The 20,855-nt window shown below is 58.9% G+C and carries 28 protein-coding genes; 5 read left to right on the forward strand and 23 right to left on the reverse strand.

From position 1 onward, the window contains the following. Positions 1-55 precede the first annotated feature (55 nt). From FHS03_RS08230 to FHS03_RS08305, 16 genes are all read right to left on the reverse strand, one after another. Entirely contained in the window at positions 56-388 is a 333-nt protein-coding gene (locus FHS03_RS08230) for a phage tail assembly protein (RefSeq protein ID WP_221208072.1), read from the reverse strand. Positions 389-459: 71 nt separating this feature from the next. Then, positions 460-963 carry a phage major tail tube protein gene (locus FHS03_RS08235; protein WP_183440503.1) on the reverse strand — a complete coding sequence of 168 codons (504 nt, stop codon included), beginning with the start codon at positions 961-963 and terminating at the stop codon, positions 460-462. Positions 964-978: 15 nt separating this feature from the next. Beyond that, complete coding sequence (locus tag FHS03_RS08240) at positions 979-2,145, reverse strand: phage tail sheath subtilisin-like domain-containing protein (RefSeq protein WP_183440504.1); 1,167 nt, start codon at positions 2,143-2,145, stop codon at positions 979-981. Positions 2,146-2,192: 47 nt separating this feature from the next. After that, the gene (locus FHS03_RS08245) at positions 2,193-2,471 is read right to left on the reverse strand and encodes a hypothetical protein (protein WP_183440505.1); all 279 of its coding nucleotides are present in this window, start codon (positions 2,469-2,471) and stop codon (positions 2,193-2,195) included. Positions 2,472-2,476: 5 nt separating this feature from the next. Continuing rightward, positions 2,477-3,664, reverse strand: coding sequence for a hypothetical protein (locus FHS03_RS08250; RefSeq protein ID WP_183440506.1), 1,188 nt, complete (start codon positions 3,662-3,664; stop codon positions 2,477-2,479). 1 nt (position 3,665) lies between these two features. After that, the gene (locus tag FHS03_RS08255) at positions 3,666-4,109 is read right to left on the reverse strand and encodes a hypothetical protein (RefSeq protein ID WP_183440507.1); all 444 of its coding nucleotides are present in this window, start codon (positions 4,107-4,109) and stop codon (positions 3,666-3,668) included. A 9-nt stretch (positions 4,110-4,118) separates the two neighbouring features. Next, a complete protein-coding gene (locus FHS03_RS08260) occupies positions 4,119-5,321 on the reverse strand; it encodes a hypothetical protein (RefSeq protein ID WP_183440508.1) in 1,203 nt (400 codons plus the stop codon). Positions 5,322-5,334: 13 nt separating this feature from the next. After that, positions 5,335-7,260 carry a DUF4815 domain-containing protein gene (locus FHS03_RS08265; RefSeq protein WP_183440509.1) on the reverse strand — a complete coding sequence of 642 codons (1,926 nt, stop codon included), beginning with the start codon at positions 7,258-7,260 and terminating at the stop codon, positions 5,335-5,337. Positions 7,261-7,274: 14 nt separating this feature from the next. Continuing rightward, the gene (locus FHS03_RS08270) at positions 7,275-7,757 is read right to left on the reverse strand and encodes a BW3TFN family phage tail fiber component (RefSeq protein WP_183440510.1); all 483 of its coding nucleotides are present in this window, start codon (positions 7,755-7,757) and stop codon (positions 7,275-7,277) included. Position 7,758: 1 nt separating this feature from the next. Beyond that, positions 7,759-8,874: a phage tail protein gene (locus FHS03_RS08275; protein WP_371871628.1), complete on the reverse strand. Its 1,116-nt coding sequence runs from the start codon at positions 8,872-8,874 to the stop codon at positions 7,759-7,761. Next, positions 8,868-9,698, reverse strand: a complete 831-nt coding sequence (locus tag FHS03_RS08280) for a baseplate assembly protein (RefSeq protein WP_183440512.1) — start codon at positions 9,696-9,698, stop codon at positions 8,868-8,870. The genes FHS03_RS08275 and FHS03_RS08280 overlap by 7 nt, the downstream gene beginning before the upstream one ends. Beyond that, positions 9,695-10,027 (reverse strand): GPW/gp25 family protein, encoded by a 333-nt coding sequence (locus tag FHS03_RS08285; RefSeq protein WP_183440513.1) that lies wholly within the window; start codon positions 10,025-10,027, stop codon positions 9,695-9,697. The genes FHS03_RS08280 and FHS03_RS08285 overlap by 4 nt, the downstream gene beginning before the upstream one ends. 1 nt (position 10,028) lies before the next feature. Beyond that, the gene (locus FHS03_RS08290; RefSeq protein ID WP_183440514.1) at positions 10,029-10,223 is read right to left on the reverse strand and encodes a hypothetical protein; all 195 of its coding nucleotides are present in this window, start codon (positions 10,221-10,223) and stop codon (positions 10,029-10,031) included. A 63-nt stretch (positions 10,224-10,286) separates the two neighbouring features. Beyond that, complete coding sequence (locus FHS03_RS08295) at positions 10,287-10,865, reverse strand: phage baseplate assembly protein V (RefSeq protein ID WP_183440515.1); 579 nt, start codon at positions 10,863-10,865, stop codon at positions 10,287-10,289. Positions 10,866-10,868: 3 nt separating this feature from the next. Continuing rightward, entirely contained in the window at positions 10,869-11,393 is a 525-nt protein-coding gene (locus FHS03_RS08300) for a hypothetical protein (RefSeq protein WP_183440516.1), read from the reverse strand. Between the two features lie 165 nt (positions 11,394-11,558). Then, on the reverse strand, positions 11,559-12,254 hold the full coding sequence (locus FHS03_RS08305; protein WP_229426104.1) for a hypothetical protein: 696 nt from the start codon (positions 12,252-12,254) through the stop codon (positions 11,559-11,561). Between the two features lie 105 nt (positions 12,255-12,359). Here FHS03_RS08305 and FHS03_RS08310 point away from each other — a divergent pair, with 105 nt between their 5' ends. Further along, complete coding sequence (locus tag FHS03_RS08310) at positions 12,360-13,049, forward strand: XRE family transcriptional regulator (protein ID WP_183440517.1); 690 nt, start codon at positions 12,360-12,362, stop codon at positions 13,047-13,049. A 1-nt stretch (position 13,050) separates the two neighbouring features. Here FHS03_RS08310 and FHS03_RS08315 read toward each other — a convergent pair whose 3' ends face one another. Together FHS03_RS08315 and FHS03_RS08320 are read right to left on the reverse strand one after the other, a co-directional pair. Further along, positions 13,051-13,761: a substrate-binding periplasmic protein gene (locus tag FHS03_RS08315; protein ID WP_183440518.1), complete on the reverse strand. Its 711-nt coding sequence runs from the start codon at positions 13,759-13,761 to the stop codon at positions 13,051-13,053. Positions 13,762-13,868: 107 nt separating this feature from the next. Further along, positions 13,869-15,002: a sensor histidine kinase gene (locus FHS03_RS08320; protein WP_183440519.1), complete on the reverse strand. Its 1,134-nt coding sequence runs from the start codon at positions 15,000-15,002 to the stop codon at positions 13,869-13,871. Positions 15,003-15,362: 360 nt separating this feature from the next. On the opposite strand from FHS03_RS08320, the gene FHS03_RS08325 reads away from it, so the two are divergent. The 3 genes from FHS03_RS08325 to FHS03_RS08335 all read left to right on the forward strand — a co-directional run bounded on the left by FHS03_RS08325 (position 15,363) and on the right by FHS03_RS08335 (position 16,397). Then, positions 15,363-15,611, forward strand: coding sequence for a hypothetical protein (locus FHS03_RS08325; RefSeq protein WP_183440520.1), 249 nt, complete (start codon positions 15,363-15,365; stop codon positions 15,609-15,611). Positions 15,612-15,798: 187 nt separating this feature from the next. Continuing rightward, positions 15,799-16,074, forward strand: coding sequence for a type II toxin-antitoxin system Phd/YefM family antitoxin (locus FHS03_RS08330; RefSeq protein WP_183440521.1), 276 nt, complete (start codon positions 15,799-15,801; stop codon positions 16,072-16,074). Next, positions 16,074-16,397 (forward strand): type II toxin-antitoxin system RelE/ParE family toxin, encoded by a 324-nt coding sequence (locus FHS03_RS08335; RefSeq protein WP_183440522.1) that lies wholly within the window; start codon positions 16,074-16,076, stop codon positions 16,395-16,397. The genes FHS03_RS08330 and FHS03_RS08335 overlap by 1 nt, the downstream gene beginning before the upstream one ends. Before the next feature lie 15 nt (positions 16,398-16,412). Here FHS03_RS08335 and FHS03_RS08340 read toward each other — a convergent pair whose 3' ends face one another. Together FHS03_RS08340 and FHS03_RS08345 are read right to left on the reverse strand one after the other, a co-directional pair. Then, entirely contained in the window at positions 16,413-16,802 is a 390-nt protein-coding gene (locus FHS03_RS08340) for a DUF4440 domain-containing protein (RefSeq protein ID WP_183440523.1), read from the reverse strand. Between the two features lie 17 nt (positions 16,803-16,819). Beyond that, complete coding sequence (locus tag FHS03_RS08345; RefSeq protein ID WP_183440524.1) at positions 16,820-18,190, reverse strand: MFS transporter; 1,371 nt, start codon at positions 18,188-18,190, stop codon at positions 16,820-16,822. Positions 18,191-18,335: 145 nt separating this feature from the next. Between FHS03_RS08345 and FHS03_RS08350 the strand changes: the two genes are divergently transcribed. Further along, a complete protein-coding gene (locus FHS03_RS08350; RefSeq protein ID WP_183440525.1) occupies positions 18,336-19,247 on the forward strand; it encodes a LysR family transcriptional regulator in 912 nt (303 codons plus the stop codon). On the opposite strand, the gene FHS03_RS08355 is transcribed toward FHS03_RS08350, so the two are convergent. The 3 genes from FHS03_RS08355 to FHS03_RS08365 form a co-directional block, all read right to left on the reverse strand. Then, positions 19,226-19,924, reverse strand: coding sequence for a hypothetical protein (locus FHS03_RS08355; protein WP_183440526.1), 699 nt, complete (start codon positions 19,922-19,924; stop codon positions 19,226-19,228). The genes FHS03_RS08350 and FHS03_RS08355 overlap by 22 nt on opposite strands. Positions 19,925-20,100: 176 nt before the next feature. After that, positions 20,101-20,562, reverse strand: coding sequence for an STY0301 family protein (locus tag FHS03_RS08360; RefSeq protein WP_183440527.1), 462 nt, complete (start codon positions 20,560-20,562; stop codon positions 20,101-20,103). A 9-nt stretch (positions 20,563-20,571) separates the two neighbouring features. Further along, the coding region (locus FHS03_RS08365; protein ID WP_221208073.1) for a BPSL0067 family protein at positions 20,572-20,855 on the reverse strand (284 nt) is incomplete at its 5' end.

Below are 20,855 nucleotides of genomic sequence, written 5' to 3' on the forward strand. Positions count from 1 at the left end.
CCACAAGATATCGTCCAGCGTCATCGCAGCGATTTCGGATGGCTGGAAGGCGTACTCATTCGCCAGCCGGCGCGTCAGCATCTGCAACTGGCGCTGGCTCAGCGCCAGCATCGGAAACGAGGCGAAAATAGCCTTCCTGCAGACGGTGGTAATCGCTCAGCTTGAGCTGTTCCAGATCGGATGGCGCGACTTGCGCCAGACTGGCGAACAGCGCAAGTTCGCGGTCCTCGGCATCGTTCGGATGCTGCTTCTGCGCGCCGCGCATATCGCGCACGGTCGGCGCGCGCAGTTGCAATTGATTGGTCTTAACGCCATTGAAGCTTTCGGGACGCGACAGCGTGATGGTGACGGTATCGCCTTGCTGGCGCAGCCACGTATATTCCTGCATATGAGACTCCATAAATGAAAACGCCCGGCCATCTCTGGCCGGGCGTTCGTTAATCAATCAGCTCGAAGAAATCAGACGCCCAGCGCCTGACGCACTTCGGTCAGCTGATCCTTGCCTTCCACCACGCGGATGCCGGCGGCCGGGTCGATCTCCAGGACCACTTTGCCATCCACTTCCAGCTTGTAGTAAGCGCAAGCCACGTTGTACTTGGTCTCGGCCTTGTCGCCCGCCTTCCAGTCGCCCATATCCACTTCCTGCAGCATGCCGCGGAAGGTGGCGATGGCGGCGACAACGGCGCCTTTCTGGTCCTTGAAGGCGCCACGGAAGGTGCCGTTGAAAGCACTCTGGTCGGCCAGGCCGAAGAACTTCAGCACGTCGGGCGCCACGCCGGTCATGGAGAAGGCAGCTTCAAGCGCTTCCAGGCCCATATCCATTTTCAGCGGCGCATCCATGCCGCCGGCACGGTAGTCCTCGGTCTTGATTTTCAGCTTGGGCAGGGTCAGCTGGCTGGCCACGCCCGCATAGCTGTTACCGTCAACGAAGAGATTAAAGTTGTACAGGGTTTGTGGGATCATGTGCATTCCTCCTGATTAGTTATTGATGTTCAGTACTTCGGTAACCCACTGATTGGTTACCTCGATGCGGAAGTTCGGGTTCTCGGCCGGAGGCACGTCGGTGAAGCGGATATTCCAGTACACCTTGCCCTGCTCCAGCTGGCTCGCCGTGTTCAGCTCAGGGTCGGGATAGACCTCGAAGTTGATGATGCAGCCGGCATTGCGCAGATCGCGCATGAAGGCGTTCAGGCCCTCGGTCACGTCCTTCACATAGGTCTTGGTGATGCCACGGTCCACAGCCCATTTGTGGGCGTAGAGGATGGCGTCCATCACCATATCGGTGGTGCGCACACGGGTGACGAAGGACCATTTCGGATCGGACGACAGGGTGCGGTTGCCCCACAGGCGGAAGCCGCCGTCGCGGATGATGGTGCTGATATTGGCCTTGTTCAGCAGATTGGCGCGGCACGTCTCGTCACCATCCAGGAACTCGACCGGACGCTTGGTGCCGACCACGCCGACCATTTCCTTATTCGATGGCGAGATCCAGAAGCCGTACTCCTGGTCGGTCCACGCGAACAGGCCGGCGGCGGCGGCCGATGCCGGTGCGTCGACGGCGGCATTGGCGGTGGTGTCCCACACGCGGATGCCCGGGTCGACCAGGTACAGGCGCTTGCTGCCGAATTTGGCGGCGTAGGCGGTAGCCGCATCATCGTCGGTATTCGGACCGTCGATGATCGCCACGGCGCGCAGCTTGCCCGCGATACCGTCCATGGCGGTGGCCACGGCCTGGGTGGCGGAGTGGCCCGGCGCCACCAGCAGACGCGGATGCAGGCCCAGGACGGATTTCGCGTCGAGCAGGGCTTGCAGGCCGGTGCGCGCGCCTTGCGCGGTCACGCCGCCGATCACGGCCGAGGTCTGGGCGGCAGCATCGGCCACCTGGGCCACGCCGACCGCCGCGATCACGGCATTGGTGCGGGCATAGACGGCGCGCAGGGATTTGTACAGATTGCTGGTCACGCCAAAGGCGGCGGCCGCTTCACGCAGCGAGGTGATCTTGACCGGCACATTCGGCGCGGCCAGGCCGGCACCCGGCGTATAGGTATCGACGATGCCGATGACCGAGCTGGATGGGGTGGCGATTGGACGGGGGCCGGTATCGACCAGGGTTACGGTTACACCGTGAAAGAAAGATGCTGGCATAGTAAATGGCTTTCAAAAAAAATTAGCAAAAATGGAAACGCATGCAGTTAATCATAAAACCCACAGCTCTCTTGAATAAAAAATGAGATGCCTGATGAGCTATATGAAGCTCCTAAAGAGGTATTTGGCGCCATTTTCATCTTAAATGGCTGTACTCCTGAATATACGGAAAAATTAACTCCGTTCACTTGTATACTCCCGCCTTGCCCACAGACAATCGTCACTTCAGCCACTTTCCCATCAGGGACAACATACAATATTCCACCTTGCCCAGCAGAATTAATGCAAACCCCAGGAGATAAAGAATAATTTATTTTTTTTAACATTTTTATTATCCATTCGATGTTTTAATTCCAGCTACCCTGACATCAACCTTACCAAAATCACTAGCTGCCAAATCAGCATTAATATCTGAGAAAAAACATATAGAAGAATTTTGAAAATTATGATAAGCCAAGGAGCTAGAATCCACTAAAGATTTTGCATTCGTATCAAAGATAAAAACCCTCCCATTCCCAACGATGAGGAATCTAGAGTCGCTTCCAATCTGCCTCGAACACTGAATTATTCCTGGGCTAAGAGAATACGGGATAAGAGCGTTCTGTGAAACTCCGCCTTGTTTTGGACTGATTCCGCTTTGCAAATTTCGCCCATAAACCCACCAGTATATGCCCGGAATGCTGTTCACGTACTCAGTTTGCCACGCAACATAATTTCCAGAAGAATCTTTTCCCAGACCGACAGAGCAAGCATTCCCAGCAGAGCCAGACAAGCTAGCTGCTGGAAAATAGGCTCCAGAAACTGAATCAACAAACCAATTCGAATTGTTTCCCGAGTGAATGAAAATTTTTCCATCCAACGCTGACGCAGATGCAGTTATGCCAAAATTAAAAGGCAACGACATTTTATTAATTACTAGATTTTTCACGTCGAATGAAAAAATATTGGCGCCATCAAATGCATATATATATCTTTCCCCGTCAAAGCAAAAAGCTTGAGAACCAAAAGAATATGCCGTTTGAACTCCATTCACACCGCCTGACCTTCGATATAACATGGCACCATTATTAATTGCATAAAAGAAATTTCCGTAGGAATCAAAACAAAAGAAAGTAGCCGACCCAGCCAGTGGGGTGATGTTTTGCGATGTTACATTTGGATAAGTGGAAGAAGGAATTCTATCATTTTGATAAACAGTAGGAATTTGCCATTTGTAAAAATTTCCAGACCCAGAAATCAAGGTAAAAAACTCATTAAATTGAGCCTTTCCATTTAGTTTTATTTTTGCATATTGGTTTTGAGAAATTATTTCATTTCCACTTAGCCGACATGAAGTATCAGTTGAAAAAATTGAGACATCATCAATGGAAAAATTTAAATTTCGCGAAAAGTCATTAGTTATCTCAAAATCTTTTACAACAAAAACCTCCGAGCCTGACTTTTTAACAACATCGACGCCTTTAAGTAATTCTTGATACCCAAGGTTTTTGATATTACAGAGCTCAATTATTTCATCCATTTTAAATAACCTTAAGATAATTTACATATTTCCCATTAATCTTCAAAGCCACCTCATGGTCATGTATTTTTCCAAACAACTCTTCCTTTAGATTAAAAATTAAATCATTGATGTATGCTAAGCCATCTGAGAGCTTTGACAAGTCTGCCTTCCTCAACATTTCCTCACGCAGCCTCATAAATTCATCCTGCGTTTCTTTTTTATTAGCTTTTAGAGCCATAACATCTGAAAATGTAACAATATCATCTTGTGATTTTTTTAAAACCTGAACCACCTCTTTAAGAGTATCCAGGTCAATGTCATCACTAAACATTAAATCTTGCAAAGATTTTATTGCCTCGTCAATCATAAGAAATGATTCGCGCAACCTGATAACGTCATCCTTTAATTCATTCCCAGGATGCGGTAAAGGGAGTCCTAGATTGTATGTCTTGTTATTTATCAAATTCCTCTCCTAGATCGCCATTGCACGAAGATTCTCAACTTCGGGCCGAACATTCGCTGAACCGTTCAGAACCACTTTTACTTTCGCCGAGGTCTTGCTGAATGCAGTAACCTCGTAAGTCAGTTCATATTTATTCGAACCAAGCTGGCGCGAGGAGATTTGCGGCATGTCAGCGTAAATATCGGCTGGGTCTGAACCAGCCACCTTGACTGAAACCCCAGCACCAGAAGGCAACGTGGCGTCCAGTACTACGCGAATGCGGCTGTTGGCTCCGGCTGGAAAAGCGACTGACACGTAGTCGGCAGTAGCTTTTACAGCACCGAAGATCAGCTGAGTACCTGGATATAGCACCGGCGTTGCCGCTGCTGTGCCAGACAGCTTGGCCGTCACACCCACGTTGCCGGTTTCGGCTTTCGCCAGACGCAGTGGCTGGCCTTCGGCCACGTTCACCGATGCACCGCTTGGTAGTGCCAGCGTGTATTCGACGCGCGAGTTGAACGTAGGAGATTCGGCCAGCGAGAGCAGCAGTAGGTCGGTGGCGTTGGATACGGAGACTGAACCCAGGTCTACGTTGCGACCGGTTTCGGAAAACACGGGCTTTAGCAACTCAAAGGTCAGGTCACGGTCTTGGTGCGCAGTCCACGTCGAGGCGTTCGAAGAAGACAGCAGCACGCCCACCTGATATGGTTGAGCCGACACACGTTTTCCTGCGTTGTTGTCCCACATATTCATCTCGGCGACGGCCAGCTTGGTGACGGCGTCGTTGCTCTGCACGACCAACGCATACTCGGTGTTTGCATCAATCCACACCGGCGCATCGAACACGATCTGGCTTGGACCAGACGTGGCGATAGCGGTTGGCAGGATGCGGCCTTCAGCGTGAATCACGTTGTTAGGCACACCGGCGATCACGCCACGAATCTGCGCCACGACGGGCGAGGTGCCTTTCGCGGTGAACCACAGTTTCACGCCAGCCAACTGTGTGGACTGCGGCAGCGTGAAGGTTTGCGCCAGCGGGTCGGAGCGGTTTTCGGTGATGCGCGTGACCATCTGGCGCAGTTCGATCAGACGGGTGCCTTGACCCAGGAAGGTTGCGCTGCCGCGCGAGCCGCCGGCGCCGCCGAAGTCCACGCGCTTGGCGCCGGCCGGGATGTTGGCCGGAATCTGGAAGCTGCCGCTTACGATGCCTTGGGCATTCGCTTGAATTGCCATTAAGTTTCTCCTATCAAGGGGTCGGGGTGACGTTGATGCCGTCAAAGGTGACGCTGCTCAGCACCTCGTTCGGGCCGAAGCCGGCCAGCGTGAACTTGATCTGCAGCTGGCGCAGCTTCTCGGCCGCCTGGCTGGTCGAGGACAGCAGATTGTTCGAGGTGCTCACCGATGTCGATTGCAGATTGCCGCTGCCGTTGATGATGCGCGTGGTCAGCGGGCTGCTCCAGGTGGTATCCACCTCGGTCCAGCGGTCGATGGCAGGAACCAGCGTCACATCGGCCGGAATCGGGTCGAAGGCGGAATACGGATTGATCAGCATCTCGCCGGTGCGCATCAGCTGCGACAGCACAGGGGCCAGCGTGAAGTTCAGCGTTGCGGGCTTTTGTACGTCGGAGCCGACCTGGTTCGGCACGGAAGTCACCGGCAAAGTCAGCTTGCCGCCCACAATCGCAGCCGTTTGCGCTACGCCCTGGTCACGCAGATCATCGTTCAGGAAAGGATCGACGAACATGCCCTTCTTCAGGCTCGTATCGCGGTTGGCCGCGTCGGTCTTCAGCACCTGCTGCGCGATCATCGACGACAGGTAATCCATACGCGCATTGATGTTGGCGATGTCCTGCATCGGCACCACGCGCACGCCGTCGTTGCTGACGGGACGCATGGCCTGCCAGGTCTGCTGCACGCTGGCCAGCGCCAGCAAGGTATCCGGCACGGCGGGCGGTAGCGGATTGATTTCGGCGGCTACGCCTTTCAGCCATACCAGGCCACCATCGGCATTCACACACAGGCGGTCGATGCGCGGCAGTTTCTGGCTATAGCTGACGAAGATTTCGCTGCTTGCCACGGCGCCGGTCACGGTGAAGCCGGTATCGTCGATGGCGGTCGGCGTGATGGTGGTGCGGTACTGGTAAGTCACCTGATACGTAGTGCCGGGCGATGGCTCGGTGCCGGGCAGGCTCCAGTCCACCATGTCGGAACTGAGCTTGTAGTCGGTGCCGGCGGCGTAGGTGGTGCCGCCCAGAGTGACGGAAACGATCTTCGATACCGAGGTATCCGGCAACAGGTCCTTGGCATTGGTGAAGCTGCCGTGCACCACGCTGGCGGTTTTCTCGCGCAGGATGCTGACCGAGGCGATCGAAGCCAGCGGCACGCGGTTCACGTCCACGCGCTGCGCGGCAACGGTGGCGGAGATATGCGACTCGTCGCCGATATTGCGCAGGTCGGGCGTGGCGTTGTGCAGCACGCGGCGGCTGGTGGGCAGCGCCACGCCGAAGCCGTTGACGCGCGCCCGGCCTTCGGACACGGTGTAGACCTGGGAGCCGCTGACGTCGGCCGCAGCCGCCACGTTCAAGCCGGACACCACATAGGAGCCGCCCGAGCTGTCGCGGTCATAGCGGGCCAGCGCCTGGGTCACGCCATCCAGATTCGGCGGCGCTTCCTTGGCGCGCAGCACGCCGTTTTCAACCTGATAGATGGGGTAGAAATCACCAGTACGGCCATCGTTCTCCACACCCCACACCGGCACCAGTTTCTGGCGCGCGGCGCCCGGTTCCTGGTAGCCGCGCGTGCCGGATGCTGGATTGCGCAGCGCAGGCGCTTCCAGTTCAGTGACCACGCTCTCTTTCAGGTACAGGCCAATGCTAACATTGCCGATCACGGGAATGGTGAGCTTGGACGAAGCCACGGCGCGCACGCTGCCGCGCAGGTAGACGGCGCCCGCTTCGCAGATGGTTTCGCCGCTGTCGGGATCGACGCGCACGCGGGCATCGCGCACAATGTCGCCGTCCTTGAACAGGGCGTCGCCGATGCCTTGCAGGCGGGCCACGGTGGCCGACTGGATTTCATTCAGCTCGGCCGATTGCAGCACGCGGTCGGAGCGGAACAGCACCTGTTCGTAGTTGTCGGCCGGGTTAAAGCGGTTGTAATACTGTTCAATCATAGTTTTGCTCTCGCTTAGAATGGCAGCACGTATTCGAACGTCTGCCGGATGGATGGGCTGCGCACGGTTTTCTCGAAGCGTTCCAGCGCATACAGCTTGCCGGGGTGGACGATGTCGGCCGGGACGAAGTAGCGTTGACCAGGCGGCAGCTCGGGTTTGAGCACGGTGCCGAGGAAGATGCCCACTTCGCGCAGCTGCGAAGCCGGCGCGTCGAGAAAGTCGAAGACAAAGCGCGTGAGCAGCCATTTGGTCGGCGTTTCGCTGACCGTGTAGCGGCCGCTGACGACCGAGATTTCGCCGTTTTCGTCGGGCTTCACGAAGCGCACTTCGGTGGCCACGCGGCGGCCGATTTCGGCCACCAAGGTGGCGGCGTTATTCGGCTCGGGCACGGCCTTGCTGTCCCATGCCGGGTCGCCCGTGCCCCAGGCCAGGTGGATGGGGCGCGATTTGACCGCTTCGGCCAGCGCCGCGCGGCCGTCGTCTTGCAGAACTGCCATATCAAGTTCCCTTGTTAGTAAAAGTGATGGTGGATGGGATGGCTACGCGCCATGGACGGGCATCCCAGCCGCCGGTCCAGGTTTGCGGCCGGTAGTGCGAACCGCTGGTGCCGGTGAACACGGCGTCGTACTCGAAGCCGAAGCTTTGCGGCCGTTCGAACGCAGGCAGCGGGCTTTGATGCAGGCTTTCGCTGAAGCGGTCGATCACGATGTGGCGCCAGGCGATGTCATGGCTATCCAAACGGTCGCCGTCCAAGCGCATCGGGTTTTCCACGATGCCGTAGGCGGCGCCGAGATGGCTGTTGTAGTCGTCCAGGCCCACTACGTCGCCATCGAGCACGGTTTGCGAATACGCCAGCGTGCGATGCGCCGTAATGGTCGGCGGTTCGGCTGGCAGGTCGCGCATCGTGCCGGTAATCAGTTGGCCGATGATGAAGCGGCCATCGGTCATGATTACGCTGTCCAGCGTCCAGGTGTCGAGCATTACCCGGTCTTCATACGTCGCCATGCCGCAGCGCGCCGCGGTGCGGGCGTGATCCGGCTGGCCGGCGGCGATACCGGCAATGCCAGTGCGGCGCGCCGCAAAGGACAGCTTGATGCCACCGATCAGGATGCCGGAATCGTCATCCAGCAAGCCGCCGTCGAGCAAGCCATCGTCAAGGCGCAGCGGACGCAGGTCGTAGCCGTGGTACATACGGTAGAAGTGCGCATGCGCCGGCAGCGATTTGCGCACCAGATGCACGATATCGTTCAGCCGCAGCTGGGCATGGGCGTCGCCGGGATCGATCTGCAACCACGCGCCATCCTGTTCCAGCTGAGTGTCGAAACCGATCCAGGACAAGGCGCGCTTGACCGAGGCCACCGTGCCGCGCTGGCGCAGCCAGGGCAGGCCTGCGGCAATCAGCTTGTCCGTGCTCTCGAAGTAAGGCGCGAACTCGCCGAGCTGCCATTCCGCCGCCAGCCACGGCGCGAACGCGGCTGGCGGCTGGTGGCGCACGCCGCCCGGCGCTGCGGCGGCCATATCGAGCACGCGGCGCGGCGCGGTACGGGCCAAAGCACGTTCCAGCGGTGACGTATTAGGCGGCAGCAGCCTTGCCGCATCCGCCACCGCTACCACGCCACACCTCCGTCAGCGATGCGGATGCGGCCCGGTACCGCGTACTCGTTCGGCGCCACGGTCACGCCGCTCGACGTCAGCTCGACGCGCGACACGCCCGCCACATGCAGACGACCCGACAGCCAGGAAGTCGGCACATCGCGTCCGAGGCGTGCATAGTCGGCGATCTGCTCCGGCAAGGCCGCCTGCAATTGCACCGCCAAATCCAGCGGAGCGCTGCTCTCGCGGTAGACGGTTGCACTCACATCGAGCGGACGGGCCACGGCGAGTGCAATGCTGAGCGGGATGCCGATCGGCTTGGCGTCGTCAGCCGCGAAAGCCGTCTGCACCGCCGCCAGCACCGCCTTGCCGTCGGCATTCGCTTCCGGCCACACGGCCAGCGCCACGCTGCCCGGCTGCGCCGCCATGATGCCCGCGTCGTGCACTTGCGTGCTGGCCGACAGGGCCACATAGCGGTACTGCTCCGGCGTGCCGTTGGCCGCCAGCGCGGCGGTGCGCAATTGGCAGCGCAGGCGCAGACGCTCGTCGCTTTCCTCGGCCAGGCGCTGCACGTTGTAGAAGGCCGCCGCGTGATCCAGATCGGCGCCTTCGGCAAAACCCAGCAGGTTGGCGCGCGCCGCGTCGTTGATGCGGGCGCGGATCTGCAGCTCGCGGTAGGCGGACAGTTCCAGCAGCTTGACCACCGGATCGGATTCCAGCGCCGCGTTCCAGCCGCCGCCCATCAGCGCGCGGAAGTCCTCCAGCAGGCTGGCGTAGATCGCCTCGAAGTCCAGCGGCTCCACCACATCGGGCGGCGGCAGTTGGCTCAGGTCGATGATGTTCATGTTTGCACCTCCAGAATCGTGGCTTCGCCGAGGTATTCGCCGCTCAGCCGGAGACTGACGCGGCCATCGACGATGGATTCCACCGCCACCGCCTTCAGCTTCAGGCGCGGTTCCCAGCGGCCAAGGGCGCGCGCCACTTCGGCCTGCACCGAGGATTTCCAGCCCGGCGTCACGGGCAGGTCCACCAGGCGCGGCAAGTCCGAGCCGTATTCGGGACGCATGCGGCGGCTACCTTGCGGCGTGGTCAGGATGTCGCGCACGCTCTGCACCAGATGCGCCGTGCCGCTGATCGGCTGGCCGCTGCGGCTATCCATGCCGACAAGCGCCATTTCAGGCCGCCACGCGCGTCACCGGCACGCGTTCGAATTCGGACGAGGCGTCCAGGTAGTTCACCAGCTCAGGGCTGGCGGCCGTGATATGGCTGTGCATTACGCGGTGCTCGGTGCCGTCCGGCAGGATGATGGTGCGGCACTTGTATTCGGTATCGCGGAAGACCACGGGGGATTTGTTATCGGCTTTTGCCATGTATGACTCCTGAAATGAAAAATGCCCGCACGGGGCGGGCATTCGTTGATGAAGATGTTTCGTTTAATGCGAGTGGTGGTTGCTGTTGCCGCCGCTGTCCATAATCGAGCCGGAAGCATCCACGTCGCCGTCCACGCTGATATTGCCTTGCACGCTGAGCGCGCCCTTGAACGTGGTCGATGGGCAGTCCACCAGCAATGACGGGCATTTCAGCGTGACCGCGCCGCCCGAGGTGACGCTCACGGTTTCCGCGTTCTCGATGCTGACGGTCTTGCTGCCCTTGACCTGCAAGGCGCCGTTCTCCCAGTCGTATTCGATCAGGCAGCCGTCGGGCATCTTCCAGGCCACCACTTTCGGGCGCTGGTCGTTGGCCTGCTGGTGCTGCTGCGAATAGAAGCCGGGCAGGATGAAGCCCGCCGCCGGTTCGCCCGAAGGCGATACCAGCAAGGCCTGTTCGCCCACCGAAGGCGGACGCCAATGCCTTACCTCGCCGCCACCAAGACTGAGCCAGGGCAGCGGTGCCGACACCCATTGCCCTACTTTCAGGCGGCAGCGCGCGGCGCCATGATCCACCGATTCCACGATGCCAGCCTGGATCAGCGTCGCCAGGCGGCGGTCCATTTCCGCGATCAGATATTGCATGGCTTACTCCTGGCCCGCGGCGCGGTACTGGGCTTCCTTGCCGCGCCCCGTTTCGGGATCGAGGCCCAGCATCAGCGTCAGCTTCGATTCGTCGCCATATGGCCAGGCCGGCGCGCCCAGTTCGATATCGTGGCTCCATTCCACCAGCCAGGCCAGACGGCCGGCGGCGGGCGCCTGTGAAGTATCGGGACCGGCCTGCGCGAACTGCGCCATGCCGACCGGCAGACCCCAGTTCTCGTTCTTCAGCGCCAGCGCCAGGCGTGCCGCCAGTTCGCGCACCGCGATTTCGGCCTTGGCCTGGGCCGCGTTCACCAGCAAGCGCGCTTGCAGACGCACGGTCAGCGCCTGCTCGCCGCTACCGGGATCGCGTCCCGGTTTCATATCCGCCAGCGTGAGCAGCACGGCAGGCAGGGCCAGGCCGTCTTCGCTGGCTGGGTAATGGCCGATAAAACCAAGGCCGGACAACTTGGCGGCAAGTCCGGCCTTGATTGCCTCATGCAGCTGTTCGATGTTCTGTAATGTAGACATAGCTCCGGGCGTAAAAAAACCCGCAGGGCGCGAGCCAGGCGGGTGGTGGGCAGAAAACAAAAAAGCCCGCCGAAGCGAGCCTTGAATGCAATTACTGCGATGATGACTGAATCATATACCCCCCGTAACAACCCCGTCAAGCACTTTTTTTCAGAAATTTCTAAACTAATTGAAATCACCCACCACGCCCTGCTCGCGCAGATAGGGTTCCAGCCGGTCCAGCGCCACCATTTCCAGTTCATGCAGGCGCTCGCGCAGCTTGCCGTAACCACGCGCATACGCCATATGGTTGCCGCCGAAGTTGCGCGCCAGCTCGCGGAAGCTGATCTCGATGCCATTATGGTTGGCATACAGCTTGCCGATCATACAATCGATGGCGAAAGGCTTGAGGTTGGGGAAGGATGGCGCCAACCAATCCGACAAGCCCTTGATCGCATCGATGCGCTCGGCCGAGAAGGCAAAGCGGCGTACGCCGTTTTCATCCTCCACATCGGTATGACCGAAGCGCGCCTGCAAGGCCCACATTTCGGTGCGCGGCAGCCGGGTCTTGACCGCGCGCACGATCAGCGCGCATTGCGCCCTCACCTCCAGCGGACTCAGGCCGCTGAAATTGACGCGGCCCGAGGGCTTGCCGCGCAACTGCTGCAGCCAGGCGTGCTGCTCCGCACTCATATTCGATGCCGATTCCAGCGCACGGATCAGCAGCTTGCGCAATGGCGCGTCCTGCAGCGCCTGCTGCGCGGTGATCTGGTATGCCACGTGCACGGCCTGCTCCGCGCTGCTGAAGATTGCGTCCTGATTGCCGATTGCCGCCGCCTGGATATTCATATTGCCCACATTGCCCTCCTTCACTGTCCACAAGGAAATTCTTGCCAATACGGACAATATATACGAGAATGGATACCTTATCAATGCGCGAATGAATAGAAAATTGTCGCCAACTATCCACGCATGTATATTGAAACCATGGACATTTCTACTAGACTCGACGCCGCCATGAAGGAGGCGGGCTTCGTCTCGCAAAGTGCGCTGGCGCGCGCTTCCGGCGTACCGCAGCCAACGATCAACCGCATCCTCAAAGGGGTGGGCAAAAAGGGGCCGGAGGCGCATACCCTGGTGCAGCTGGCCGCCGCCTGCAACGTCACCTTCGACTGGCTGCACGAAGGCCTCGAACCCAAGCACCGCGCCCTGCCCGCCGAGTTCACGCCGGTAGTGGTGGCGCAGGACGATGACGAGCGCTTTTACCAGATTCAAAAGGTGAAGCTGCGCCTGTCGGCCGGCATCAGCGGCTTCAGTGTGGAGCCGGAAAAGCACGATGGCAGCATGCTGAGCATTCCGCGCCACTGGGCCGACCGCCACGGCTACATTCCCGAACGCCTGATCGCCATCAAGGTCAAGGGCGAGAGCATGGAGCCGGCGCTGTATGCGGACGATCTGGTCATCGTCAACACGGCCGACGCCAAGCCGCAGGATGGCGTGGTCTTTGCCGTCAACTACGAGGGCGAGCCGGTGGTCAAACGCCTGTCGCGCGACGCGGGACAATGGTGGCTGACCTCGGACAATCCCGACCAGCGCAAATACCACCGCAAGGTTTGCCGCGGCAATGACTGCATTATCATCGGCCGCGTGGTGCGCAAGGAAAGCGACCGGATCTAAGCTATTCCTCGCCCAGTACGGTCTTTTGAATGCGCTCGATCACCTTATCTTTTTGCATCTGCTGCAAGGCGGCCGATAGCTTGGGGATCAGCGCTTCGTGCTTTTTGTGCAGGTAGTGGAATACGGGGAAAGTCGCCAGCGGCGGCTGCAACACGCGGATATCGGCCATCTTCAGGGTTCTGGCCATGGCCAGGCCCGAAACGCGGTTACCCACCACCACGTCGGTACGGCCCATGGTCATTTTTTGCAATGCCTGCATCATGGTCGCCACCGGCTCGATATGCATGCCCTGCGTGTTTTGCTCCACGATCTTGATGCCACGGATGAAGCCGATGGTGAAGGGGCGCAAGCTCTCCCAGCCATTGACGACGAAACTCGTGCCCAGCGTGAAGATGACGATTTCGTAAGTCAGCAAGGGAACCGGCACGATCAGCAGATTCGGGTAATCGCGTTCGATGCCGATCTTGCGGTACAGCTCGCCATCCATCATGCCGTCGTTGGCGCTGACCAGCGCGCGCTCGGCGGGCAGGCGCACCACATCCAGGTTCATGCCCAAACGGCGGTAAGCTTCGCGCAAAACCTGCTCGGCAATATCGGTAGCGGGATCGATTTCCAGCAGCGTGGAAACGCGCATGGTCTTGCTGGCGCCCGAAGCGCTCAGCGCGGGCAGATAAGTCAGCAGCGCAAGCTTGAGTAAGGTTCGCCTGTGCATCACGCGAACTCCTTAACTGTTGAGGTTGTTTAGCTTTCAGGATAGTCGCTGCGCAGGCATTCCGCGAGTGTCGGCGCCGCAAAAACCACAGCGCTACGGTGCAGGAACTAGGCGGCGGCGGCGCGCGGCAAACGCACCTGGAACAAGGTGCCGGAACTGGCCGCCGACTCTACCGTGACCATGCAGCCGTGCGCCAGCGTGATCTCACGCACGATATACAGGCCCAGGCCAAGGCTGTTGGCGGGCCGCCCCGCGTCCATGGCATCGCCCCCAACCTGCGTCAAGCGGTCCATCAACGTCGGCAATGAGGCGGCGGGAATGACGGGGCCGAAGTTGCGGATCTGGAAAACAATTTCCGTCGGTTCCCCTTGCAAAGCCAGCGCGATATGCTTGCCATCCGTGCTGTATTGGGCCGCGTTGCTGCACAGGTTGGCAAACAATTGCTGGATGCGGTCGCCATCGAAATAACCCAGCACATCGCCGCGCACGTCCAGCTGGTACGTGGCCTCCGGAAAGGCCGCGTTGGCCTCCTCCATCGCCGCGCGGCAGATTTCCTCCAGATTCACCAGCTTGCGGTGCAGCGGAATATCGCCGCCCAGGTGCAGGCGCGCCAGTTCCAGCAGGTCGCGCACGATCGCGTTCATGGTGCGGGCGCTGCGCAGGATACGGCTGCCCACATGGTCGCTTGCCTCGGCATCGCGCTGAGCCAGCACGTGCCCGGCCGAGGTGATGGCCGCCAGCGGATTGCGCAGGTCGTGGCCCAGAATGGCGAGGAAGGTGTCGCGCGCCAGCGCCGCCTCTTCCGAAAACTTCAGGATCGATTCTGCCTGGGCCTGGTCGAGCGCCTCGTCGAAACGGATCAGCTCATCGACTATGGCGCCGCGCTTGTGCCCGGAGGCCAGCCACAGCCGCGTTACGCTGGCGCGCAGCGCGCGGAATTCCGCCACCACCTGCGGCAGGGAAAAGCCGCGCCCCTGCCGGGTCCGGCCATGGATGGCGGCGGGACTGTTGCTGGTGGGCGCGGGGTCGCGGTGGCCCAGCGATTTCTCATGCTGCTCTTCCGCCGTTTGCCGGGTGGCGATATCGGCGGCGATCACGCTCAAGATCTGCGCGGCGTGATCGCGCAAATCCTGGGTCGTCATCTCGCTGCCGCTCGGCGCCTGGCTGCGGGCAAAAGCCTCCCATTCGACCAGGATCGCTTCCAGATTGGTGGTGATGAATTGGGGCAGGTGCATGGTCATGGTAATGATTCATTGCGGCCTGCAAGTGAAGGTCGATGCAGTCCATTATAGATGCCGCCAAGCGGGTCGCCGGTATAACAAACCCTTTCAATCCCGGGTCCGGTATAGCAAATTACAATGATGGCGATAGCTCAATTCCATGGTACCGTATCACTCTCTCGTCTGCATCATGGACGTTCGGCCGCTCTTCTCCCGTGCTTCGCCATGAGGATTACCGGCCACGACTACCGACTGCGATTATCGGGCAACGCGCTGGCCTTATGGTGGCCGGCAGGACCATCTGTCTGCAACAGGCAGCAGTGCCTAGAAGTACACGCTCAACGACGTTCCGTACATGGCTACTTCGACAGGAGCAACCCAATGAAAGCTCGGACCTCTGCATCGCCATCCCAGCGTGAACGGGAAGACACCAGCGCTTCCCAAGTGATCGAACGCGCCATCGGCTTCATGACCGAACGCGACCGCTTCTACGCGGAAACCTATTTGCGCATTCATGGCTTCAGCACCGAAACCATCATGCGCGTGCTGTTCAACCAGCGCCGCCGGCGAGGAAACCGGCCTGCCGAGCAGGAGCGACAGGAACTGGATGAGCAAACGGCGGCCGCCTGACCGCCGCATGTCTCAGCAATACCGTGGCCGTCCCCGCAAGCCGTGAATAAATCCGGCGAGGCTTTGCACGCCTTGCCGGACAGGTCTAACGAATGACCTTGCTAAAGATAGGTCCGCCAGAAGCTCAGGCCAACAAGGCACTCCGATGCTATGATGGCCTATATCAGTCCCACTAATATAAGCCCCCATGAACTCGCCGAAGGCGGTCCAACCGATTAGCTTCCTTAAGACCAATCCTGGCGATGTGGTCAAACAGGCTCAAGAGAGTCAGGCGCCTGTCATGATTACTGTAAACGGCAAGGTTCAGGCCGTTGTTCAGGATGTAGTCAGTTATCAGAAGACTCAAGATCAGCTGAATATGCTCCGCATCCTCGTCCATGGCCAAAAGCAGATTGCTGAAGGCAAGGTGAGCGATCACGATGATTTCTTCAAAGAGCTGGAAGACGAAGATAAAAATCTCTGATGGCCATCCAGATCAAATGGACGGAGTCTGCAAAAGATGACGTTCGCGAGATTCGAGCTTATCTTCAAGCCAATCAGTCGCCCGAATATGCCAGGAAGATCACTCAGCAGATTAAGAATGAGGTTGTAAGCTTGCTTGCTCACCCTTCCAAAGGAACTCATCCGGCCGAGCTTGAAGAGCTTGAACTTGGCAATTTTAGGCAACTTTTGGCTGGCCAGAATCGGATTATTTTTCAGCAGAAGGACAATGTTTTCTATATCCACTTAGTCTGCCATACGAGCCGCGATCTCCGATCACTGCTGCTGCGACGCTTGCTTACTTGAGCATTCGACTGCCGTTCATGCGAAGGTTTCGTGCAGGTGAATCCACTTCATCGCCTCCTCCGCGCTACGTGTGAAAACTGCCGTTGAAAGGCGAATATTGCTATCGCCATTTTCCAGCACCTGTTTTTCCCGATAGCAGACTACGGCGCCGCCTGCCCACTCCTGCACGGTCTGCAAACCATCGATATGGATGCGCAGTCCGGGACGGGAACCATGCCCGCCGCTGAATATGGCGGACAAATCGTCATATACCAGCAGCGTCCCTTTGGGCGAAACCATGGAAAACTGTGCGGAGAAGCGGGCCAGCAGCGGCGCCAAATTCTCCGCCGGCGCTGCGCCCGACAGCCACTGTTCGATTTCCACGTGTGCATCGATGACTTCTTGAAGATAAGGAGAGGTACGCATGAATGTCTTTCTTAAGGTTAGTGGGAGATAGGTGCAAACGCTCGCGGCATCGGCAGCCGCATGACGAAGGGCAGCGGCAGCAAGGCCAGCAGCGCCGCTACGACAAAGCACTGGCGGTAGGCCATGGATGGATCGTCGGCATGCTGCACCAGCAGACACGCCAGGACGCTGCCCAGCAATACTGTGCCGATGCAAAAACTCAATTGCCGATTGATATTCCACAGCGCGCTGGCATCGCCCATTCGGCTGGGGGCGACATCCTGGAAAGCGGCGCTTTGTGCCGCGCTGGTACACAGGCTGGCGCCTAGCCCCATGGCGGCGAAGGCGGCTATGCGGCCGATGCCTTGCTGCGCCAGCGGCGTTGCCAGCAGTGCGATACCGCAGACGTCGATGGCGATACCTGCCAGGAATAAGGGCTTGCTGCCCAGCCGGGCGAAAGCATGCCGCGTGGTCAAAATCGCGAGGCAGGCGGCGATAGCCCACGGCATCATCAGCGCCCCAGTCTGCGTCGCGCTCAAGCCCAGTGTATTCTGGAAGTACAAAGCGGCCACCATGCTCACGCCGGCAAAGCCACCCGGCACGCACAGGTAGATGACCAAGCCCGTGCGCAGTTGAATATCCTGCAGCAAGGACAAGTCCAGCACAGGCGAGACCGCGCGCCGGGCGTGGACGACATAGGCGACGGCTGCAGCAAGAGCTGCGCCCATCGCCAGGACAGCGCCAGCACCTTGCTCCGGCTGACCCAGCATGCTCATCCCCAGCAGCAGGCAGGCCAATGCTACAACGCTCAAACCCAGTCCACGGACATCCAGACGGGAACTATCCTGCGCCGATGCATCCGCCGGCAACCACCACCAAGCGAATCCCGCCGTCAGCAAAGCCAGCGGAATCATGGACAGGAAAATGGCACGCCAGGACACATAATCAACCAGCAAGCCGCCGGCCGCCGGCGACAGCGCCGGCACCAGCAAGGCCGTCATCATGACCAAGGCGGTCAAACCCGCCCTTCCCTCCGGCGGACAGGCGCGATACGCCATCGCCTGCCCAACAGGAATCAGCAAGCCACCACCCAAGCCCTGCACCAGTCGCCACGCCAGCAGCGCATGGATGGAGCCGGCCAGCCCGATGCCGAGGCTCGCCACCGCGAACAGGAAGAGGGAAATGATCAGCAAGCGGCGTTCGCCCAAGCGCCGCGCCATCCAGGTTCCCAGGGGGATAACCACGGTCAGGCCAAGGGCGTACATATTCGCTATCCACGCCAGTTGCGCAACCGAGGCGCCCAACTCGCGCTGAATGGTGGGATACGCGGCATTGACGATGAACATATTGGCCAGGTCGATCGAAAAGCCGAGCAGGTAAAGGATGGTGATTTTCAGGCGGGGCGACATGGCGGCTTTCTAATACAGAAGAAACGCCAGTCTAAAGATGACCACAACGAACGATAAGATCACCTAATTCGGCATCACTGTTCAATAAATTTTGACAATTGTGGCATCATGGCTGACTGGACAAACCTCATTTCGCATCTCCACCATGGTCAGCCTCGATCGTTTTGCCGTTTTCCGCGCCGTTGTGGAAGATGGCTCCTTTACCGCCGCGGCGGCCCGTCTGAAACAGGCGCGGGCCGCCGTTAGCTTCAACATCAAGCAACTGGAACGGGAACTCGGCGTGACGCTCTTGTCGCGCACCACCCGCCGCGTGGCATTGACCGACGCCGGCGAGCGCTTCTACGCGCGCTGCATCAGAGTGGAGGAGGAAGCGCAGGCGGCCATCGACGAAGCCCGCCGCGAGCACGATGCGCTGGACGGCGAGTTGCGTATCACCTCCACGGTGGAATACGCACTCGAAGTCGTCGCCCCTGCCCTGCACGCCTTCACGGCGCAGCATCGCGCCTTGCAGGTCAGGCTGGAAACCCATACTGCCCATGCCGATCTGCTGCGCGACCGGGTCGACGTGGCAATCCGGCTGGGCAGACAAGAACATTTTGAGGCGCTTCCTTATCGCGGCGCGTTGCTGGCTACATTCGAAATACGGCCGGTGATCGCCCCGTCCTTGCTTGCTTCATCCGGCGTGCAAGGCAAACGCACACCTACCGACCTGGCCAGCCTGCCCTGGCTAGGCCATGCGCAACTCGAACACATCAAGAGCTGGAACGCCACTGACAGCCACAGCCAAACGCATGTGCTGCATCTGCAAGATCCGCAGATCGTGACGGACAACGCTTCGGTGCTGCTGCACTTGGCGCGCCAGGGCAGCGGCTTATCGCTGCTGCCGGAGTGGCTGGTCCGGCGTGATCTTGAAAGCGGTATGCTGGTCGATGCCTTGCCGGGATATCATTTTCCAACGCAAGCGGTGTATGCGCTGTATGCGCCGGGCAGTCATGTGCCGCGCAAGGTACGGGCGTGGATTGATTTCATGAAGGATTATTTGGCGCAGCCGCGCTGATCCGCTTGGATGGCATGGGCAGGCTGGCCTGCGACGTCGGCGCATTTCTTTGGCGTCTGTCCATCTTCATGCGTCAGCACGCCATCATTATCGTAGTAGCGGTAGCCGCCCACCAGCTCGCCGGAGACAAAATCGGCCGCATTGGTCTGCCCGGACAGTCGCACCACATCGCGCCGTATGGTGTCGAAAATCTCCACTTTCCACGTGCCGGGCAACGCTGCTTTAGGCAAGGGTAAGACCAGATAATATGGCGCGCGGCGCTTGACCTGCGGCATGAGCCGCTCGTCCAAATATAGGCGCGCCTTGCCGTCGGCACAGGAGTTAGGGCCGCAGCCGGTAATCATGCGCGCAAAGGGAATAGCCTCTGCTCCGTTCTTCCCGACGGGGCAGCCGAACAAGGTCACGAGCATTGGCGTCTTTTCCCGGATGCGTTGGATGATGCCAGGCCTGAGGCTCGCATATGCGTCTTCGTTTTCCAGCAAGCCTTCTTTCATGCGCACCTGATTCCCGCCGCAGGCAGTGGTTTCCGCTACGGTCAGCACATCGGCGCCTTCGCTGTCTGGATGGTCAGAGATGGCCGTAATCACCTGTCGTTGAATAATATCGGCCTGCGCCACTATGGGGCACAGCAGCATGGTGCTTAGCGCCGCACCTATCATCGTCTGATTCTTTTGCATGTATCTAATATTGGCGTGGCGGGCGGCATCGCGGATTCAATCGTCAATGCAGCGCATCACGCGAATCGTTGCGCAGGGGCTCATAGTCTAACGGTTTTCTTGGCAGACGGTTCAGTCGATTCGCCACCGCGTCCGACTGGCTTTGTTAATAGCCCGGCAGGAAAAGACTGCCCAGGCTAGTTGCATTGGATGTTGATGTCTTTTTGCCCGGCCTTTGCACCGGAGCGGTAGGTGAGTTCGCATTTCTGGATGCGGTCATCTATTCTTCTGGAGAGGGTTACTTGGCCATACTCGCCGTAAGAGCATTGAAGCCATTTTCCTTCCGGATAAGCCCCTTCAAATTTATATATATATGTCGTTGCATGTTTGCTCTGACGTTCCTCATAATCGGCCAATTGCCCTCTTCTTTCCGGTGGGCCATCGATAGGGGCGGCAGCATGCAGATACAAAGGGCGGGCGATGTAGGGAGTCCAACCCGAGGGGATATTTTCAAGCTTTATCGAGGCCTGCGCCACACCTTCAGGACATGCAGGAACTTCAATAATTGCAAAGACCGCACAATGGACACTGGAAAAATAAACTGCCGCACATATCATTGCCAGCGACTTGAACCGATAGAGTTGATTGCACCGTTCCATAACGCGCTCCTATTCGATAACGAAATATGCTTCAGCATTGTCGCTGGGCTGAATGTACAGGCCGTTTTTGCTCTTCCCTTTTCGACGAATGATGCGAGAAGTGACAAGTTTCTCTTTTTTATTCTTCCATTGATCCATTACCAAAATACCATCATGAGTCTGCCCCATGTATAGCGCTGCATGATTACCGTGAGCTAGGGAAGCACTGATTAATTCATCAGGCGCTGCTCCGCGCGGCAGTCGGACCTGAGACAATAGCGGCATCCCCACTGTTCGCCATCGGCCATGCAAAA

Origin of the sequence: Pseudoduganella violacea (genome assembly GCF_014191875.1) — a bacterium.
In the GTDB taxonomy this organism is placed as follows: domain Bacteria; phylum Pseudomonadota; class Gammaproteobacteria; order Burkholderiales; family Burkholderiaceae_D; genus Rugamonas; species Rugamonas violacea_A.

Coding starts and splice junctions, on each gene's coding strand:
- FHS03_RS08230 (WP_221208072.1), bottom strand. CDS start 388: ATGCAGGAATATACGTGGCTGCGCCAGCAAGGCGATACCGTCACCATC.
- FHS03_RS08235 (WP_183440503.1), bottom strand. CDS start 963: ATGATCCCACAAACCCTGTACAACTTTAATCTCTTCGTTGACGGTAAC.
- FHS03_RS08240 (WP_183440504.1), bottom strand. CDS start 2,145: ATGCCAGCATCTTTCTTTCACGGTGTAACCGTAACCCTGGTCGATACC.
- FHS03_RS08245 (WP_183440505.1), bottom strand. CDS start 2,471: ATGTTAAAAAAAATAAATTATTCTTTATCTCCTGGGGTTTGCATTAAT.
- FHS03_RS08250 (WP_183440506.1), bottom strand. CDS start 3,664: ATGGATGAAATAATTGAGCTCTGTAATATCAAAAACCTTGGGTATCAA.
- FHS03_RS08260 (WP_183440508.1), bottom strand. CDS start 5,321: ATGGCAATTCAAGCGAATGCCCAAGGCATCGTAAGCGGCAGCTTCCAG.
- FHS03_RS08265 (WP_183440509.1), bottom strand. CDS start 7,260: ATGATTGAACAGTATTACAACCGCTTTAACCCGGCCGACAACTACGAA.
- FHS03_RS08270 (WP_183440510.1), bottom strand. CDS start 7,757: ATGGCAGTTCTGCAAGACGACGGCCGCGCGGCGCTGGCCGAAGCGGTC.
- FHS03_RS08280 (WP_183440512.1), bottom strand. CDS start 9,698: ATGAACATCATCGACCTGAGCCAACTGCCGCCGCCCGATGTGGTGGAG.
- FHS03_RS08285 (WP_183440513.1), bottom strand. CDS start 10,027: ATGGCGCTTGTCGGCATGGATAGCCGCAGCGGCCAGCCGATCAGCGGC.
- FHS03_RS08290 (WP_183440514.1), bottom strand. CDS start 10,223: ATGGCAAAAGCCGATAACAAATCCCCCGTGGTCTTCCGCGATACCGAA.
- FHS03_RS08295 (WP_183440515.1), bottom strand. CDS start 10,865: ATGCAATATCTGATCGCGGAAATGGACCGCCGCCTGGCGACGCTGATC.
- FHS03_RS08300 (WP_183440516.1), bottom strand. CDS start 11,393: ATGTCTACATTACAGAACATCGAACAGCTGCATGAGGCAATCAAGGCC.
- FHS03_RS08310 (WP_183440517.1), top strand. CDS start 12,360: ATGGACATTTCTACTAGACTCGACGCCGCCATGAAGGAGGCGGGCTTC.
- FHS03_RS08315 (WP_183440518.1), bottom strand. CDS start 13,761: ATGCACAGGCGAACCTTACTCAAGCTTGCGCTGCTGACTTATCTGCCC.
- FHS03_RS08320 (WP_183440519.1), bottom strand. CDS start 15,002: ATGACCATGCACCTGCCCCAATTCATCACCACCAATCTGGAAGCGATC.
- FHS03_RS08325 (WP_183440520.1), top strand. CDS start 15,363: ATGAAAGCTCGGACCTCTGCATCGCCATCCCAGCGTGAACGGGAAGAC.
- FHS03_RS08330 (WP_183440521.1), top strand. CDS start 15,799: ATGAACTCGCCGAAGGCGGTCCAACCGATTAGCTTCCTTAAGACCAAT.
- FHS03_RS08335 (WP_183440522.1), top strand. CDS start 16,074: ATGGCCATCCAGATCAAATGGACGGAGTCTGCAAAAGATGACGTTCGC.
- FHS03_RS08340 (WP_183440523.1), bottom strand. CDS start 16,802: ATGCGTACCTCTCCTTATCTTCAAGAAGTCATCGATGCACACGTGGAA.
- FHS03_RS08345 (WP_183440524.1), bottom strand. CDS start 18,190: ATGTCGCCCCGCCTGAAAATCACCATCCTTTACCTGCTCGGCTTTTCG.
- FHS03_RS08350 (WP_183440525.1), top strand. CDS start 18,336: ATGGTCAGCCTCGATCGTTTTGCCGTTTTCCGCGCCGTTGTGGAAGAT.
- FHS03_RS08355 (WP_183440526.1), bottom strand. CDS start 19,924: ATGCAAAAGAATCAGACGATGATAGGTGCGGCGCTAAGCACCATGCTG.
- FHS03_RS08360 (WP_183440527.1), bottom strand. CDS start 20,562: ATGGAACGGTGCAATCAACTCTATCGGTTCAAGTCGCTGGCAATGATA.